12 protein-coding genes are annotated in these 12837 nt (G+C 64.0%); 8 read left to right on the forward strand and 4 right to left on the reverse strand.

Annotated elements, in window-relative coordinates; genetic code table 11:
• Positions 1 to 131: 131 nt before the first annotated feature.
• The 4 genes from ACYQ01_RS17880 (at position 132) to ACYQ01_RS17895 (ending at position 5045) form a co-directional block, all read left to right on the forward strand.
• Positions 132 to 776 carry a C40 family peptidase gene (locus ACYQ01_RS17880; protein WP_459935177.1) on the forward strand — a complete coding sequence of 215 codons (645 nt, stop codon included), beginning with the start codon at positions 132 to 134 and terminating at the stop codon, positions 774 to 776.
• A 405-nt stretch (positions 777 to 1181) separates the two neighbouring features.
• Entirely contained in the window at positions 1182 to 2183 is a 1002-nt protein-coding gene (locus ACYQ01_RS17885) for a hypothetical protein (protein ID WP_459935178.1), read from the forward strand.
• A 184-nt stretch (positions 2184 to 2367) separates the two neighbouring features.
• A complete protein-coding gene (locus tag ACYQ01_RS17890; protein WP_459935179.1) occupies positions 2368 to 3918 on the forward strand; it encodes a sialidase family protein in 1551 nt (516 codons plus the stop codon).
• Positions 3915 to 5045 (forward strand): acyltransferase family protein, encoded by a 1131-nt coding sequence (locus ACYQ01_RS17895; RefSeq protein WP_459935180.1) that lies wholly within the window; start codon positions 3915 to 3917, stop codon positions 5043 to 5045. Before ACYQ01_RS17890 ends, ACYQ01_RS17895 begins: the two co-directional genes overlap by 4 nt.
• 76 nt (positions 5046 to 5121) lie before the next feature.
• Here the strand turns inward: ACYQ01_RS17895 and ACYQ01_RS17900 are convergent, their stop codons facing one another.
• The 4 genes from ACYQ01_RS17900 to ACYQ01_RS17915 form a co-directional block, all read right to left on the reverse strand.
• Positions 5122 to 5754: a YkgJ family cysteine cluster protein gene (locus ACYQ01_RS17900; RefSeq protein ID WP_459935181.1), complete on the reverse strand. Its 633-nt coding sequence runs from the start codon at positions 5752 to 5754 to the stop codon at positions 5122 to 5124.
• Between the two features lie 196 nt (positions 5755 to 5950).
• Positions 5951 to 7582: an SGNH/GDSL hydrolase family protein gene (locus ACYQ01_RS17905; protein WP_459935182.1), complete on the reverse strand. Its 1632-nt coding sequence runs from the start codon at positions 7580 to 7582 to the stop codon at positions 5951 to 5953.
• 155 nt (positions 7583 to 7737) lie between these two features.
• Positions 7738 to 8154: a secondary thiamine-phosphate synthase enzyme YjbQ gene (locus ACYQ01_RS17910; protein ID WP_459935183.1), complete on the reverse strand. Its 417-nt coding sequence runs from the start codon at positions 8152 to 8154 to the stop codon at positions 7738 to 7740.
• Positions 8151 to 9017 (reverse strand): glycosyltransferase family 2 protein, encoded by an 867-nt coding sequence (locus ACYQ01_RS17915; RefSeq protein ID WP_459935184.1) that lies wholly within the window; start codon positions 9015 to 9017, stop codon positions 8151 to 8153. The genes ACYQ01_RS17910 and ACYQ01_RS17915 overlap by 4 nt, the downstream gene beginning before the upstream one ends.
• 214 nt (positions 9018 to 9231) lie before the next feature.
• On the opposite strand from ACYQ01_RS17915, the gene ACYQ01_RS17920 reads away from it, so the two are divergent.
• Genes ACYQ01_RS17920 through ACYQ01_RS17935 form a run of 4 tightly spaced genes read left to right on the forward strand, consistent with a single transcriptional unit; the run spans position 9232 to position 12732 of the window.
• On the forward strand, positions 9232 to 10365 hold the full coding sequence (locus ACYQ01_RS17920) for an ABC transporter permease (protein ID WP_459935185.1): 1134 nt from the start codon (positions 9232 to 9234) through the stop codon (positions 10363 to 10365).
• 5 nt (positions 10366 to 10370) lie between these two features.
• Positions 10371 to 11132, forward strand: a complete 762-nt coding sequence (locus ACYQ01_RS17925) for an ABC transporter ATP-binding protein (RefSeq protein ID WP_459935186.1) — start codon at positions 10371 to 10373, stop codon at positions 11130 to 11132.
• Positions 11129 to 12121: an MlaD family protein gene (locus tag ACYQ01_RS17930; protein WP_459935187.1), complete on the forward strand. Its 993-nt coding sequence runs from the start codon at positions 11129 to 11131 to the stop codon at positions 12119 to 12121. The genes ACYQ01_RS17925 and ACYQ01_RS17930 overlap by 4 nt, the downstream gene beginning before the upstream one ends.
• Positions 12118 to 12732 carry an ABC-type transport auxiliary lipoprotein family protein gene (locus ACYQ01_RS17935; RefSeq protein WP_459935188.1) on the forward strand — a complete coding sequence of 205 codons (615 nt, stop codon included), beginning with the start codon at positions 12118 to 12120 and terminating at the stop codon, positions 12730 to 12732. The genes ACYQ01_RS17930 and ACYQ01_RS17935 overlap by 4 nt, the downstream gene beginning before the upstream one ends.
• Positions 12733 to 12837: the final 105 nt, after the last annotated feature.

The raw sequence follows: 12837 nt of genomic DNA on the forward strand, positions 1-12837 counted from the left end.
CATTATTCCGGCTTTTTCCGTTGCTTCCAGTGCAAAATACACAGAATACAAAGTATGCCGCTTTGTTGCGGCAAGGTAGGCCCCTTCACACCAACGCCTCAACGGCTCAAAATCACGGAGACGAGGAAGAGATGCGTCGCACCACACCCCTTGCCCACCGGATGCACGTACGCGCTGTATTAGTGTTCGCCATCCTGCTTCTGACTTCGGCTTGCGGTTCCAAACAGTACACCAGCAAACAACCACCCATGGACAGCCCGGCCTCCCTGGACACTCTGGCCGACTTCCAGCCCTACTCGCCCTTCCAGCGGTTGAGCGCGCCGGCCCAGTACTGTTCCCTGAACATTCAAAACGAGACCCTGGTCGCCAAGAATCCCTTCCGCGCTTCCAGCATGATGCTTTCCGGCCCGATGACCCAGCGTCTCACGTCCCTGGCCTTCAGCCAGATCGGCACGCTCTATCGTCCCGGCGGGGCCGAGCCCGCCACGGGATTCGACTGTTCGGGCTTCACCACCTGGGTCTACAGCAAATTGGGCATCAACCTCCCGCGCAGCTCCAGAGAGCAGTTCCTGGAGGGCCACGTCGTGGACAAAGCCCAGTTGCGCAAAGGGGACCTGGTCTTCTTTGGCAACAAAAAACGCATCACCCACGTCGGCATCTATCTCGAAAACAACAAATTCATCCACAGCTCCAGTTCCGGAGACACCGTCAAGATTTCCAGCCTGGACGACCCCGCATGGGTGCGCAAGTACTCCGGGGCGCGGCGCGTTTTCTAAACGTCCGGTCACTTCTCTTCGCTCCGTACTACGATTTCCCAGTCCGCCGGGTGCCCGCGCATCCGGCGGACTTTTCGTTGGGAGAGCGGTCGGCTCCCCGTCCCGGGGCGTTGCGTTTCCTTTCAGGGCCGCCCCATGTCGTCCGTCGCGCGACCACACAAATGCCCCCCAAGCGGTCGCCAGCGCACCAGCCACCGCATTTTAGCAACAACCATGCCGCTCTTTGTCTGATTTTGCCTCGGACTGCCAAGCAAACGCGAAAGAAACCCCGCTCGCGGCCGAAACCGACGGCGGAGCAAGGAGTTGCGTCCCTCGCCCGGACGAGGAAAAAGATGCGCCTTCCTCTTGTCAGGACGAGAGAAATAGGTTCAAATGCTCAAAATTCTCTGATCAAAGGGTTTGCCCATGGCAAAGCCCAAGAAAAAAAAGAAGAAATCATTTTTTTACTCTCTTTGCACCTCCCTTCTGGCAGGGCTGACCCTGCCGGTCTTTTTGGCGTACGCCTGGATGGCGTACTGCCAGCCTGAAGCCAACACGACCACATTCTATCAAACCGCCTCCATGGACGTGAAGGCCCCGAACGAGCCGGTCCTGCCCCCCGAAGAAGAGTACACCCGCATGCGCGACCTGTTCGACCACCAGGTGCGTCAGGCGGTTCTGAAGCGGTTCGAACGCTACAAACGCGACTGGTCCCGCTCTCCCAAGCTGCAAAAGATCATGGAGGAGCGTCGCCAGCGGTTGTTGCGCATCAACCAAGCCTATTACGACTTCGTCCGGCGCGACATTCAGAATCAGATGCGCAAGGCGGGCCTCGAATTCACCACCAGCCAGTACTTCGTCTACGCGGACCGCAATCCGCGCAGCCAGATCGTCCTGGTCGGCTTCTACAACGCCCAAACGGGCGAAATCGAATTTCTCGGAGGCGACCTCATCTCGTCGGGCAACCTCGACAAGGAAGGCGACTATTTCGTCACCCCGGTGGGGGTGTTCGAGAACCTCCTGGAAAACTTCAGCTACCGGGCCCTGGGCACACCCAATCAGGAAGGCTGGCGGGGGCTTGGCGCCAAGGACAGCCGCGTATGGGACTTCGGCTACCAGAAAAGCGTCAAGAAATACAAGGGCGGCAACACCATGAGCGAGATGCGCCTGCTCATGCACGCCACCGACCCGGACAAGGGGGAACCCCGTCTGGGACGCACCGATTCCAAGGGGTGCGTGCGCATATCCGGCGCGCTCAACCGCTTTCTGGACACCTATGCCATCCTTGACGAGCACTACGAGGAGTGGGCCCGCACCAAGCCCGACTCCTGGCTGCTCAAAAAGGACCGCCAGCCCGTGGGCTATCCCGGCAAATACCTGATCATCGGCGACTCGGCCCCCGAGCCCCAGACCGCTTCCAAGCCCTGACGGACCGGACCCGCCGATCCGACCATGCCCGCGCCGTCCCGACGCCCTTCCCAACCCCTTCGCATCGCCGCCTGAAGGTTCATGGTTTTTTCCCGTCTCTCCCCGCCGGGCCGCGACCGCCCGGAAGCGCCTGCGCCCTCCGGCCGGCGGACGGCCGCCCCCACCCTCATCAAGGAGCGCCTCCATGCCCAGTCTTGACGGGCTTCCCGATCGCCACGTGGTCATCGACCGCCGCGAAGGGCAGTACCTGAGTTTTCCCGACGTTCGCCTGACCAAGACCGGCCGACTGGTCTGCGTCTACCGTGAAGCCGACAAGCACGTGGCCGCGCGCAGTCGGCTGCTGGCCAAAACCAGCTCCGACCTGGGCCGCACCTGGAGCGACCCCGTGGTCGTTCGCGCCGGCTCCGGCCACTGCCCGCGCTTGACCGTGTTCGAGGACGGCCGCCTGGTAGTGGTGGACGACATGACCCAATCCCTCTACGTGAGCCGCGACGACGGCGAAAGCTTCTCCCCGCAGCCCTATCAGGGCATGGTCACCACCCTCACCGACCGGATTCTGGAGCTCACGCCGGGAAAATGGCTAACCACCGGCCACACGCATCGCGGGGCCATCGCCCAGCCAGCCATCCGCCAGGCGCCGTCCGAACAGATGGCCTACCGGTCCGAAGACGACGGCCGCACCTGGACCGCCTGGTCCGTCATCGCCTTTGACCGCAACCTGGTGCTGTGCGAGGGCTCCATCACCCGCCTGGCGGATGGCCGGCTCCTGTGCCTGATGCGCGAAAACTCCTTCGTGTACGAACCCATGTATTTCAGCCTGAGCGACGACGAGGCCCGCACGTGGAGCCTGCCGCGTCCCACGCCCCTGATCGGACACCGCCCCTGCGTGGACACCCTGGAAGACGGACGCCTGCTGGTCACCTACAGAAACGTCGCTCCGGAAGGCGGCACCGCGGCCTGGCTGGGCGCGCTGGAAGAACTCGACCGGGATTTCGCCGTCCACGCCTGGCGGCCCGACCCGGCCAACCCCATCATCACCCCCCGGGGCCTGCTCATCGAAAACGCCTCCGGTCACGAATCGGCGGTGCGCTACGCGCTGCGCCCCATGACGGACGCCACCAGGGCCCGGGCCCGCCTGGACGTGGAAGTACTGGTGGAACAGGCCGAGGAAAACGCCTGCGCCCTGCATTTCGGCCAATGGTGGCGGCTCACGCCGGGACGGCTGCACCCCGAGCATGGCCCGTCCATCGCGTTGCCGATCGGGGCGTTCGCGTCACTGAGCTTTCGCTACGAACCCGGGCTGGTTCGGGCTTTCGTGGACGGCAAGCCCGTGGCGGCGGTGCGCGTGGATCCGCGCCAGGCCGACACGCGGGCCATTCTGGCCGGGTGCTCGGCGCTCAAGAAGGACAACGGCGGCCGCCACTTCTGGCGACGCATGGAGCTTGCCATCAGCGAGCCGGCCTACGACCGCGAGTACCTCTGGCGCTGGGACCACACCCAGGGACACCCGGACGCCTGGGCCAGGGCCCACGTGCTGGAGCTGGAAAACGACCGGCTGGCCACTTCGGGCGACTTCGGGTACTCGGGCTGGACCCGGCTGCCGGACGGTGGGATGTTTTGCGCCTACCACCACGCGGGCGGCGACGCCCCCGAGTACCGCTCGGGGTTTTGCAGTCACGTGCGCGGCGTCAAATTTTACGAATCGGATTTCACCTCAACCGGCGAGAACCCATGAGCCAGAAACATAACGCCTTGCCAGCAAAGTCCCTCGGCCAGATCGAAGTCATGCGCATCGCGGCCCTGTGCGGGATCTTCTTTTTCCACCTGTGGTCGGCCCTGCCCGCCGTGGGAGAACACAATCCCTTCGGCCCGGTTTTCGGGACCATCCTCAGCCAAGGCTGGATGGGAGTGATCCTTTTCAATATCGTCAGCGGCTTCGTGCTCTCCCTGCCCTTCGCCGGCCCGGCAGGCAGGCCCATGCCCGGCTATTTCGCCTTCCTGCGCCACCGCTTCTTGCGCATTTGCCCCAACTACTACATCGCGTTGATCATCTGGACCCTCGTGGCGGTGCTTCTGGGCAAGGGCGGGCCGCACCTCATGGACAGCTTCCTCTGGCACGCGAGCTTTCTCCATTCGCTCAACCCCAATTACTTCTTCGACATCTCGCCGGCCTACTGGTGGATGGGTCTTCTGGCCCAGTTCTACCTGGCCTTTCCCCTGCTGTGGCGACTCTACGTCAAGCTCGGGCCAAGGCGGGCCGTCCTGTGGCTCGTTGCGGGCGCGTGGGGATTCTGGTTGGCGCTGGAATTCCTGGCCTGGCTGCTGCCAGGGTCGATCTTCGCCATGGCCAACTACCTCTTCTATTTCAACCTGCCCTACCGCCTGCCCGAGTTCGCCCTGGGCATCTACCTGGCCTGCCTGTGGAAGGACCCCTCGATCACCCCGGCCTCGGCGGTCGGCGCCTCCCTGGCCAAGGCCTTTCCCGGACTCAGGCGGACCCTTTGGATCGCCTTTGCCGCGCTTTTCGCCTGGGGATATTTTCTCGGCATTCCCGGTCCCCAGCTTTTCGTCACGCACCTGTACTGGTGCGCCTGCGTGTCCGTGTTCGGCCTTCTGGTCTTTCTGCACGAACCCATGGCCCGGCTCGGGCACTGGCCCCCGGCCGCGAAAATCGCGGCGGCTTCCTATTCCATCTATCTCATGCACCAACCCCTGATCGGCTATCTGGCGGACCTGCTGCGCCCCTACATGCACCCCTTCGTGGCGTTCGTCCTGCTCACGGCGGCGTGCGTGCCGGCCTCGCTCTGGATGGCCCGCAAGCTCGACACCGCCGTGGCCCGGATAAACGCCGGAATCGGTTGACCGGCCCGCTCGCAACGCAAACAAGGGCGCGAACATCCAAACGATGTCCGCGCCCTTGTGTTTTTGAAAGTCCGTCTCAGGCCGCCAGCCGCGAAAGCGACGACGCGCGCCCTTCCACAACGTCGAAAAGAAAGCGTTCCACGTCCGGTACCGACCAATTCTTGACGGGCACGCACAGCGACCGCCACACCACGTCCAGCCGTTGCGGTGAGTCCTTCCCGGCGTCCACGCCCATGGCCTCGGCCATGATGGAAAAACCGCGCAGGGCGAATCGGCGCATGGGCGTGAAGACATCGGCCCGGCGGGTCATGGCCGGATCTTCTCCCGGCAGGCAGGGACGGCCGAAGACAAATTGTTGACGGCAGGAAGCGAAACGCATGGAATGCACCGCGCAATCGCCGTCAAGGAGAAAGGGGCAGCCCGCTCCCCTGGCGTCGCCGGCCAGGCGGGCGGTGACGATCCGGCAGGCCTCCCCGCCCACGCGGCGCGAGGCGTGCCAAAGCGCTCCGGCCAACTCCAGGGCGCTGACCGGGGCGTCTCCCCGGGAGCAGCACTGGGAGCAACCCTTGCGGCAGACGGGGCCGGACCCGCGCAAGGCCGTTTCCTGACGCAGGGCCAAACGGGCTCCGCCGTCTATCACGGCATAGGCCTTGATGAGGCGGGGCAGAAACAACGGAGTCCAGGGGACGGGAACGATGTCTGACTTCATGGCGCTCTCTCCTGGCCGGAGTCCCGGCCGACCAGACGATTGCAACATCCATTCCGTACATCACAAGACGTGAAGGCTCGAACCGGGCCGGGTGGCGGCGCGCCCCCCCCCGCGTCCCCCTCGCGAACACGCCGCGCGGCGGTGCGGCGTTCCCGCAGCGGGCTGGTCCTGTCCTTTCCAGGACCCGAAACCGGACTCAGAAGGGGTTGTAGAACAGCACGGTCCGGTCGTGGGCCCACAACTGGCCCTGCCCCGTCAGGACGATTTCCAGGCGGGTCGCGGACGGGGGCAACACACATCCCCAGCGCTCGGCTATGGGGGTCCACCCCGGCGACGGCAGGGATTTCTTGGCCTGGAGCACGACCTGTTCCCCGGCGTGTATGGTCACCGAATCACGATCACCGACAAACCGCGGAAACACCATGCAGTTGAATCCGTTCACCCTCCGCTCCGCCGCGTCGTCCCGGGGCGTTCTTTCCAGCACCAAAGTGGCGGGACGGGCCGGGTCGCGCGGGGAGTAGACGGTCCACCCCGCCACGTCCGCCGGCTTTTCTTCCGTGTTTTGCCTGGAAACCACACGGGTGGCATAGCCGCTCGCCGGATTTTTGGGAAATCCCGTGCCGAGCATGGCATGTTCGGGAATAAACACCTGGGGCCAGAGCGTGGACACCACCGTATCCAGGTTCTCGCTGGCGCAGCCGGCAAAGGCGGACTTCAGGGGTTCGACGTTCTTCAGTCGCTCGAAAAGGCTCAACGCGATGTAGAAATTGGCGAACTTGGTGAAATGCACGGTATCGACATAATACCTGTAGAGGTTCGCCCCATCGCGGGTGAGTTCATCCAAAAGGGGCTGCGGATCGGCCAAGGGGACTTTCATGGTGGAGGCCAGTTCGACATTTGCCTGGGTCACGTACGCCCGCCCCGCCTGGAAGTACCGAAAATAATTGGGATCCAGAGGATACACGAGCCGGCGCGTTTCGCTGGAGAAATCGGCCGATTCCCGCACGATCCACGGATAGTTGAGCAGGGCCGTGCGTATGCCCTTTTCGCGCCGCCCCTGGATGAATTCCATCATGTTCTTTTTGTAGCCGAAGCCGGCCACGTTGGAGGCGACTTGTCCGGGAGTGTCCGACCCGCGCTCCCCCAGGTCGCGGTAGAGGCGACGCAGACGCGTGAACAAGGCGCTGTGGTCGAGAACGCCCACCAGCCGGGCCAGGGCTTCGCCGAACACCCCTCGACGCAGATTCACCTGGCTGGTGAGGACATCGAGCCGGTTCAGGGCCTTTCGGCTGACGGACATGGAGGTGACGACATCGTTCAGGCCGTCCATGACCACGTAGAGGTCGGGGTCGAGGCTGTCGAGATCCACATCCGCGCGAATGCGGCTGTGCCAACTGTTGTAGCCCATCAGCCCCGCGTTGATCACCTCCACGCGCCTGGGGCATCCGGGATGGGAACGGTTGCACAAGGCCTCGAAAAGCGCCGGGAAGGTGGTGGACGCGTCGGCCCCGGTGCCGTACGTGGTGGACCCGCCCACACAGACGATCCGCACCACGCCTTCGGGCTTTTTTCGCGGATACCGCCGACCCCAGGCGTCCTCGAAGATCGCGGGATCGGGCTGGCTCACCACCATGCGGTAGCCGAGTTGCGGGTCCTCGACAAAATGCATGGTCGCCTTGTCCCCGACGTTCATCATGATGAGATTGAGCTTGTCGACATCCACCGCTTCGTGAACGGGAAACAGCCGACACAGCCCTTCCAGCAGGGCGAAAAAGAACAGCAGCGAGCACAGGACGAGAAGGCCGTTTTTGACGAAATCGCGTTTCATGACTCCAGTCCCAAGGCGAGCGTCAAAACGCCTGCCGGGCCGCTTCCGCGGGCGAAATTCACGACGAAATCCAGGTTCCGGGCATCGCGAGGCAAGCACGCCGCGCAAGGGCCAGGCCGAAGCGCCAGGCACCCCCTTCCTGTTTCGCGCTCCGGTTATTCCCCGATGATCTTGACCAGCACCCGCTTGCGGCGTCCCCCGTCGAACTCGCCGTAGAAGATCTGTTCCCAGGGACCAAAATCGAGCCGGCCCTCGGTCACGGCGACCACGACTTCGCGGCCCATGACCTGGCGCTTCATGTGGGCGTCGGCGTTGTCTTCGCCCACGTTGTGGTGGTAACCGCTCACGGGTTCGTGCGGGGCCAGCTTTTCCAGCCAAACCTCGTAATCGTGGTGCAGGCCGGATTCGTCGTCGTTTATGAACACGCTGGCCGTGATGTGCATGGCGTTGACCAACACCAGCCCCTCCCGCACCCCGGAAGCGCGCAGGCAGGCTTCCACTTCGGGCGTGATGTTCACGAAGGCCCGCCGAGTGGGAATGTCGAACCAAAGCTCCTTGCGGTAGCTTTTCACGCGTCGCCTCCTTTGGCTCCGGTCCTTTCCAAAAGCTCCAGACGTCGTTCGAGCCGCTTGACCTGGGCCTCCAAATCCGCCGGGCAACGCCCGGCCTGACGGGACTGCGCCACGGACTCGGCGATGATGTCGTCGCGAATGAGCGTCTTTTCGAAATAGATCTTGATCAGCGTCGAAAGGTAACGCCGCCCCATCTCGGCAAGGTGCAGGTTGGAGCTGCCCCAGGTGCGTCCCTGCCAACTGATGGGCACCAGGGCGATGTTGTAGTTGCGAATGACCGCGGAAAGGGAAAGCTCGATGGTGATGTTGAAATGGCTGGCCCGAAAAGGGCCGCAATCGCGCAACACGTAGGACCGGTAGGCCTTGAAGGAGTTGGTCAGGTCGTTGAACCGGGTCCAGAAGAGCAGTTGCAGGCCCTTGTTGACGATGCGATTCACCACCAGCTTGAACCAGGGATAGTTCTTGGTGCGCGACCCCTTGATGAACCGCGAGCCGAACACACAATCGTAGCCGTTGCAGATTTCCCGGTAGTAGAGCACCACGTCGTCGGGATCGTCGGAGGCGTCGGCCATGTAGAGCACCACCACATCCCCGAGGGCGGACTCGATGCCGGCGCGCACGGCGCGGCCGAACCCCCTGGGGGGAGTCCTGTCCACCAGCCGGATGCGCGGGTTTTTCGCCGAAAGCCGCTGCGCCACCGCAGGGGTGGCGTCCGAGGAGTTGTCGTTGACCACAACGACCTCGTAGTCGATCCCCTCCCTGTCGAGCCTTTCGCACAGGGGGCGCACGCTGGCGGCCAGATTGTCCTGTTCATTGTAAGCCGGAATGACCAGAGACAAGGTCAAGGGAGTTTCCTCAATCATACGCCCCTCGTTTCGTTTTCGCGTCTTTTTGTAAGCCATAGCGCCCGGCTGTCAATCCGGAAAACCTCATGCGGAGCCGCAGCCCGGCCTTGGCCGGCCGATCCGCCCCTCCGGGCCGGATTCCCGTCCAATGCCGCGACCTCCACGATTGACCCTGGCCACGGGCGCGGGTATGGTGTTCATCTTCCAAAGTCCAACCCGAGCGAGCCCATTCATGCACTCCCCAACGAGCAACTCCAGCGCGGAAGTCAGCGCGCGCGCCGCCCACGAGGGGCGCACCGCCGTGGCCCTTGCCGGTCGCCTGGACGCCGACGGCGCGGCCGCCGTGTGGGACAAGGCCCTTGGACTGTGCCCCGCGTCCGGGGTCCTGGAGGTGGACGCCTCCGGGGTGGAATTCCTGAACGTGTCGGGAATGGCCCTCCTGCTGGAAATGCGTCGGCGCGCCGAACAAGGCGGTGCGCGTTTCGTACTGACCGGGCTCGACGAACGCTTCGCCAAGCTCTTTAGCCAGTTCACGCCCAAAGACCTGGAACCGAGCGGGCCGCCGGCCGTTCACCACACCCTGCCCGAAGAAGTGGGTCGCAAGGCCCAGGCGCTTCTGGACGACATCGTGGACCTGGTGTCCTTTGTGGGCGAATTCGCCACCGCCCTGGCCTGGGCCGTGGCGTCGCCGCACCGGGTGCGCTGGCGCGACGCCTTGCGCGTGGCAGAAACCGCCGGGGTGAACGCTTTTCCCATCATCGTGCTCATCGGGTTTCTCATGGGGCTCATCATGGCCTTTCAGTCGGCCATGCCCCTGCGCCAGTTCGGCGCCGAAATCTTCGTGGGCAACCTGCTGGGGCTGTCGCTTCTGCGCGAACTCGGCCCCCTGGTCACGGCCATCATCCTGGCCGGACGCTCGGGCTCGGCCTTTGCCGCCGAGATCGGCACCATGACCGTGAACGAGGAAATCAACGCCCTCAAGACCATGGGGCTCGATCCGGTGCGCTTCCTGGTGGTCACCCGGGTGCTGGCCACCATGGTCATGACCCCCATGCTGGTCCTGTTTTTCGACGTGGCCGGCCTTGTCGGCGGGGCACTGGTCATGCTTTCCCTGGGCTATCCCCTGGTCAGCTTCTGCAACCAGGTGCAGGGAGCGATCGGCATGGGCGACCTGCTGGGCGGCCTGTTCAAGGCCGTGGTCTTCAGCCTGCTGGTGTGCGCGATCGGCTGCCAAAGGGGACTGCGCACCCGGGGCGGGGCCAGCGCCGTGGGCGACGCCACCACCAGCGCCGTGGTGGCCGGAATCATCCTCATCGCCCTGTGCGACGGGGTGTTCGCCGTCACCTTCTACGTGATGGGCTGGTGAAACGCGTGGACGCCCCAGTTGTCATCCAGGCCAGGGACCTCAGCGTGGGCTACGCTGGCAAGGCCCTGCTCGAACACGTGAACTTGTCGGTGCGCGCCGGCGAAATTTTGGTTATCCTGGGCGGGTCGGGTTGCGGCAAAAGCACGTTGCTCAAAAACCTGATCGGGCTCTACGAACCGCTCGGCGGCCAGGTGCTTATCCACGGGCGCGACCTGACCGCGGCCCACGGAAGACAACGACGCGAAATTTTGCGCCTTTTCGGAGTGACGTACCAGTCCGGGGCGCTTTTCGGGTCCATGACGCTTCTGGAAAACGTCATGCTCCCCCTGGAGGAGTTCACCCACCTGTCCCAAGCCGCCCGCCAGGACGTGGCCCGGCTCAAGCTCAAGCTGGTGGGGCTGCATGGATCGGAGCACAAACTGCCCTCCGAACTTTCCGGGGGCATGCAGAAGCGCGCCGCCATCGCCAGGGCCATGGCGCTTGATCCGAGCATCCTGTTTCTGGACGAACCCCAGGCCGGACTCGATCCCGTGACCTCGGCCGGGTTGGACGAACTCATCCTCACCCTGGCCAAGACCCTGCGCATAAGCTTCGTCATCGTCAGCCACGAGCTGGCCAGCATCTTCGCCACGGCCGACCGGGTCGTCATGCTCGACGCGGCGGCCAAGGGCGTCATCGCCGAGGGCTCCCCCCGCGAACTGCGCGAACACAGTCCCGTGGCGGCAGTTCGACAATTCTTCAACCGAGAGGCCCACCAAACCCCATGAGCGCACGCGGCAACTCTTTCAAACTCGGCCTGTTCATTCTGGGCTCGTCCGCGTTGTTCGTGGCGGCCCTTCTCTTTCTCGGACTGGGAACCCTGAACAAGGACAAGGTTCTGCTCGAAACCTACTTCGACGAGTCGGTCCAGGGCCTGGACGTGGGCTCGGCCCTCAAGTTCAAGGGGGTGAAGGTGGGCAGCGTCGAACGCATCCGTTTCGTGTTCAACAAATACCACGACGTGAAGGCCTCGCCCTTCCGCTACGTTCTGGTGGAGATGGCCCTGAACCCCGACTCCCCCCTGTCCTTCGGCGAGGACGGCGACTTTCGCGAAGCCGTGGCCCACGAGGTGGAGCGGGGACTGCGCGTGCGCATCGCCCCCCAGGGGCTCACCGGCACCGGCTACCTGGAAATGGACTACCTGGACCCGCGCCGAAACAAGCCCTTGCCCATCGAATGGACGCCGCAGGAAGCCTACGTGCCCTCTGCGCCCAGCACCATCGCCCGCCTGGAAGAGACCTTCGAGACCTTTTCCAAAACCCTGCGCAAGGTGGAAGAAGCCGGCGTGGACCAGGCCGTGCAGAACATGAACGCCCTGTTGGTGGTCACCCGCAAGGCCGTGGAAGACGCCAAAATGGGCGATATCAGCTCCAATCTGAACGCCCTGCTTTCGGATCTGCGCCGGACCAGCGCCCATCTGGACGCCGCCATCGGCAGCAAGGAGTCCAAGGATGCCCTCAAGAACCTGGCCAAGACCCTCGCCAACATGAAGGCCGGCACCGACAACCTGCCCGCCGCCATCGAGCAGTTGCGCAAGCTCTTGCGCGAGGCCAACGTCATGCTCTCAAGCCAGCGCGACCAGGTGCAGACGCTGATCGACCAGGGCAAGCAGACGTTCGAGAACCTCAACGAACTGACCGGCGAAGCCAAGCGCAATCCGTCGAGCCTGATTTTCGGCCCGCCGCCGGCGAAATCCCACCCGGAGAAAACCCGATGACGCGCGCCGCCGTCTTCGTCTTGCTGTTGGTGCTGTCGACCGCCTGCACCCCGCCCTTTTCCCGGCAATCGGCCCTGGAGCGCCACTTTTACGCCCTGAGCGTCACCCGGCCCCAGGCGGAACACAACCAGTCCCGGACCGTGCTCAAGGTGCGTCCCTTCAAGGTCTCGCCGGACTTCCAGGGCAAGGACATGGTGTATCGCTTAAGCGACGCCCGCTTCGAATCGGACTACTACAACGCCTTTTTCGTGGCCCCGGCCCCGGCCCTGGCCAAACAGACCGAACTGTGGCTGTCGCGCTCGGGACTGTTCGGACACGTGGTGGACTCCACCAGCCAACTGAGCGACACCTACGTGCTCGAAGCCCTGGTCAACGCGGTCTACGGCGACTTCCGCGACACGGCCCATCCCAAGGCCGTGCTGGAAATTCAGTTCTTTCTGCTCAAAAACACCGGCGACACCTACCAGGTGGCCTTTTCCGGGACCTACACCCAGTCCGTGCCCTTCTCCGCCAACATGTCGGACGCTTCCCGCCTGGCCGAAGCCTACAACACCGCCCTGACCCAAACCCTGAACCGGTTCGAGGCCGACCTGCGCGCCGGGACGCTTTGAAATCCGCACAACGCGTGCGTATCGACCGCTTGGCCGGACCAAAACGCCGCCCGTCCCCCCGAATCGACGCAAGCGGTCCGTCTTGCGCCGCGCGGGGGGGCCGCT

Source organism: Fundidesulfovibrio butyratiphilus, assembly GCF_054657235.1.

What these genes read in the sequence shown, in the direction of transcription:
- ACYQ01_RS17880 (WP_459935177.1), top strand. Translation starts at nt 132, where the DNA reads ATGCGTCGCACCACACCCCTTGCCCACCGGATGCACGTACGCGCTGTA.
- ACYQ01_RS17885 (WP_459935178.1), top strand. Translation starts at nt 1,182, where the DNA reads ATGGCAAAGCCCAAGAAAAAAAAGAAGAAATCATTTTTTTACTCTCTT.
- ACYQ01_RS17890 (WP_459935179.1), top strand. Translation starts at nt 2,368, where the DNA reads ATGCCCAGTCTTGACGGGCTTCCCGATCGCCACGTGGTCATCGACCGC.
- ACYQ01_RS17895 (WP_459935180.1), top strand. Translation starts at nt 3,915, where the DNA reads ATGAGCCAGAAACATAACGCCTTGCCAGCAAAGTCCCTCGGCCAGATC.
- ACYQ01_RS17900 (WP_459935181.1), bottom strand. Translation starts at nt 5,754, where the DNA reads ATGAAGTCAGACATCGTTCCCGTCCCCTGGACTCCGTTGTTTCTGCCC.
- ACYQ01_RS17905 (WP_459935182.1), bottom strand. Translation starts at nt 7,582, where the DNA reads ATGAAACGCGATTTCGTCAAAAACGGCCTTCTCGTCCTGTGCTCGCTG.
- ACYQ01_RS17915 (WP_459935184.1), bottom strand. Translation starts at nt 9,017, where the DNA reads ATGATTGAGGAAACTCCCTTGACCTTGTCTCTGGTCATTCCGGCTTAC.
- ACYQ01_RS17920 (WP_459935185.1), top strand. Translation starts at nt 9,232, where the DNA reads ATGCACTCCCCAACGAGCAACTCCAGCGCGGAAGTCAGCGCGCGCGCC.
- ACYQ01_RS17930 (WP_459935187.1), top strand. Translation starts at nt 11,129, where the DNA reads ATGAGCGCACGCGGCAACTCTTTCAAACTCGGCCTGTTCATTCTGGGC.
- ACYQ01_RS17935 (WP_459935188.1), top strand. Translation starts at nt 12,118, where the DNA reads ATGACGCGCGCCGCCGTCTTCGTCTTGCTGTTGGTGCTGTCGACCGCC.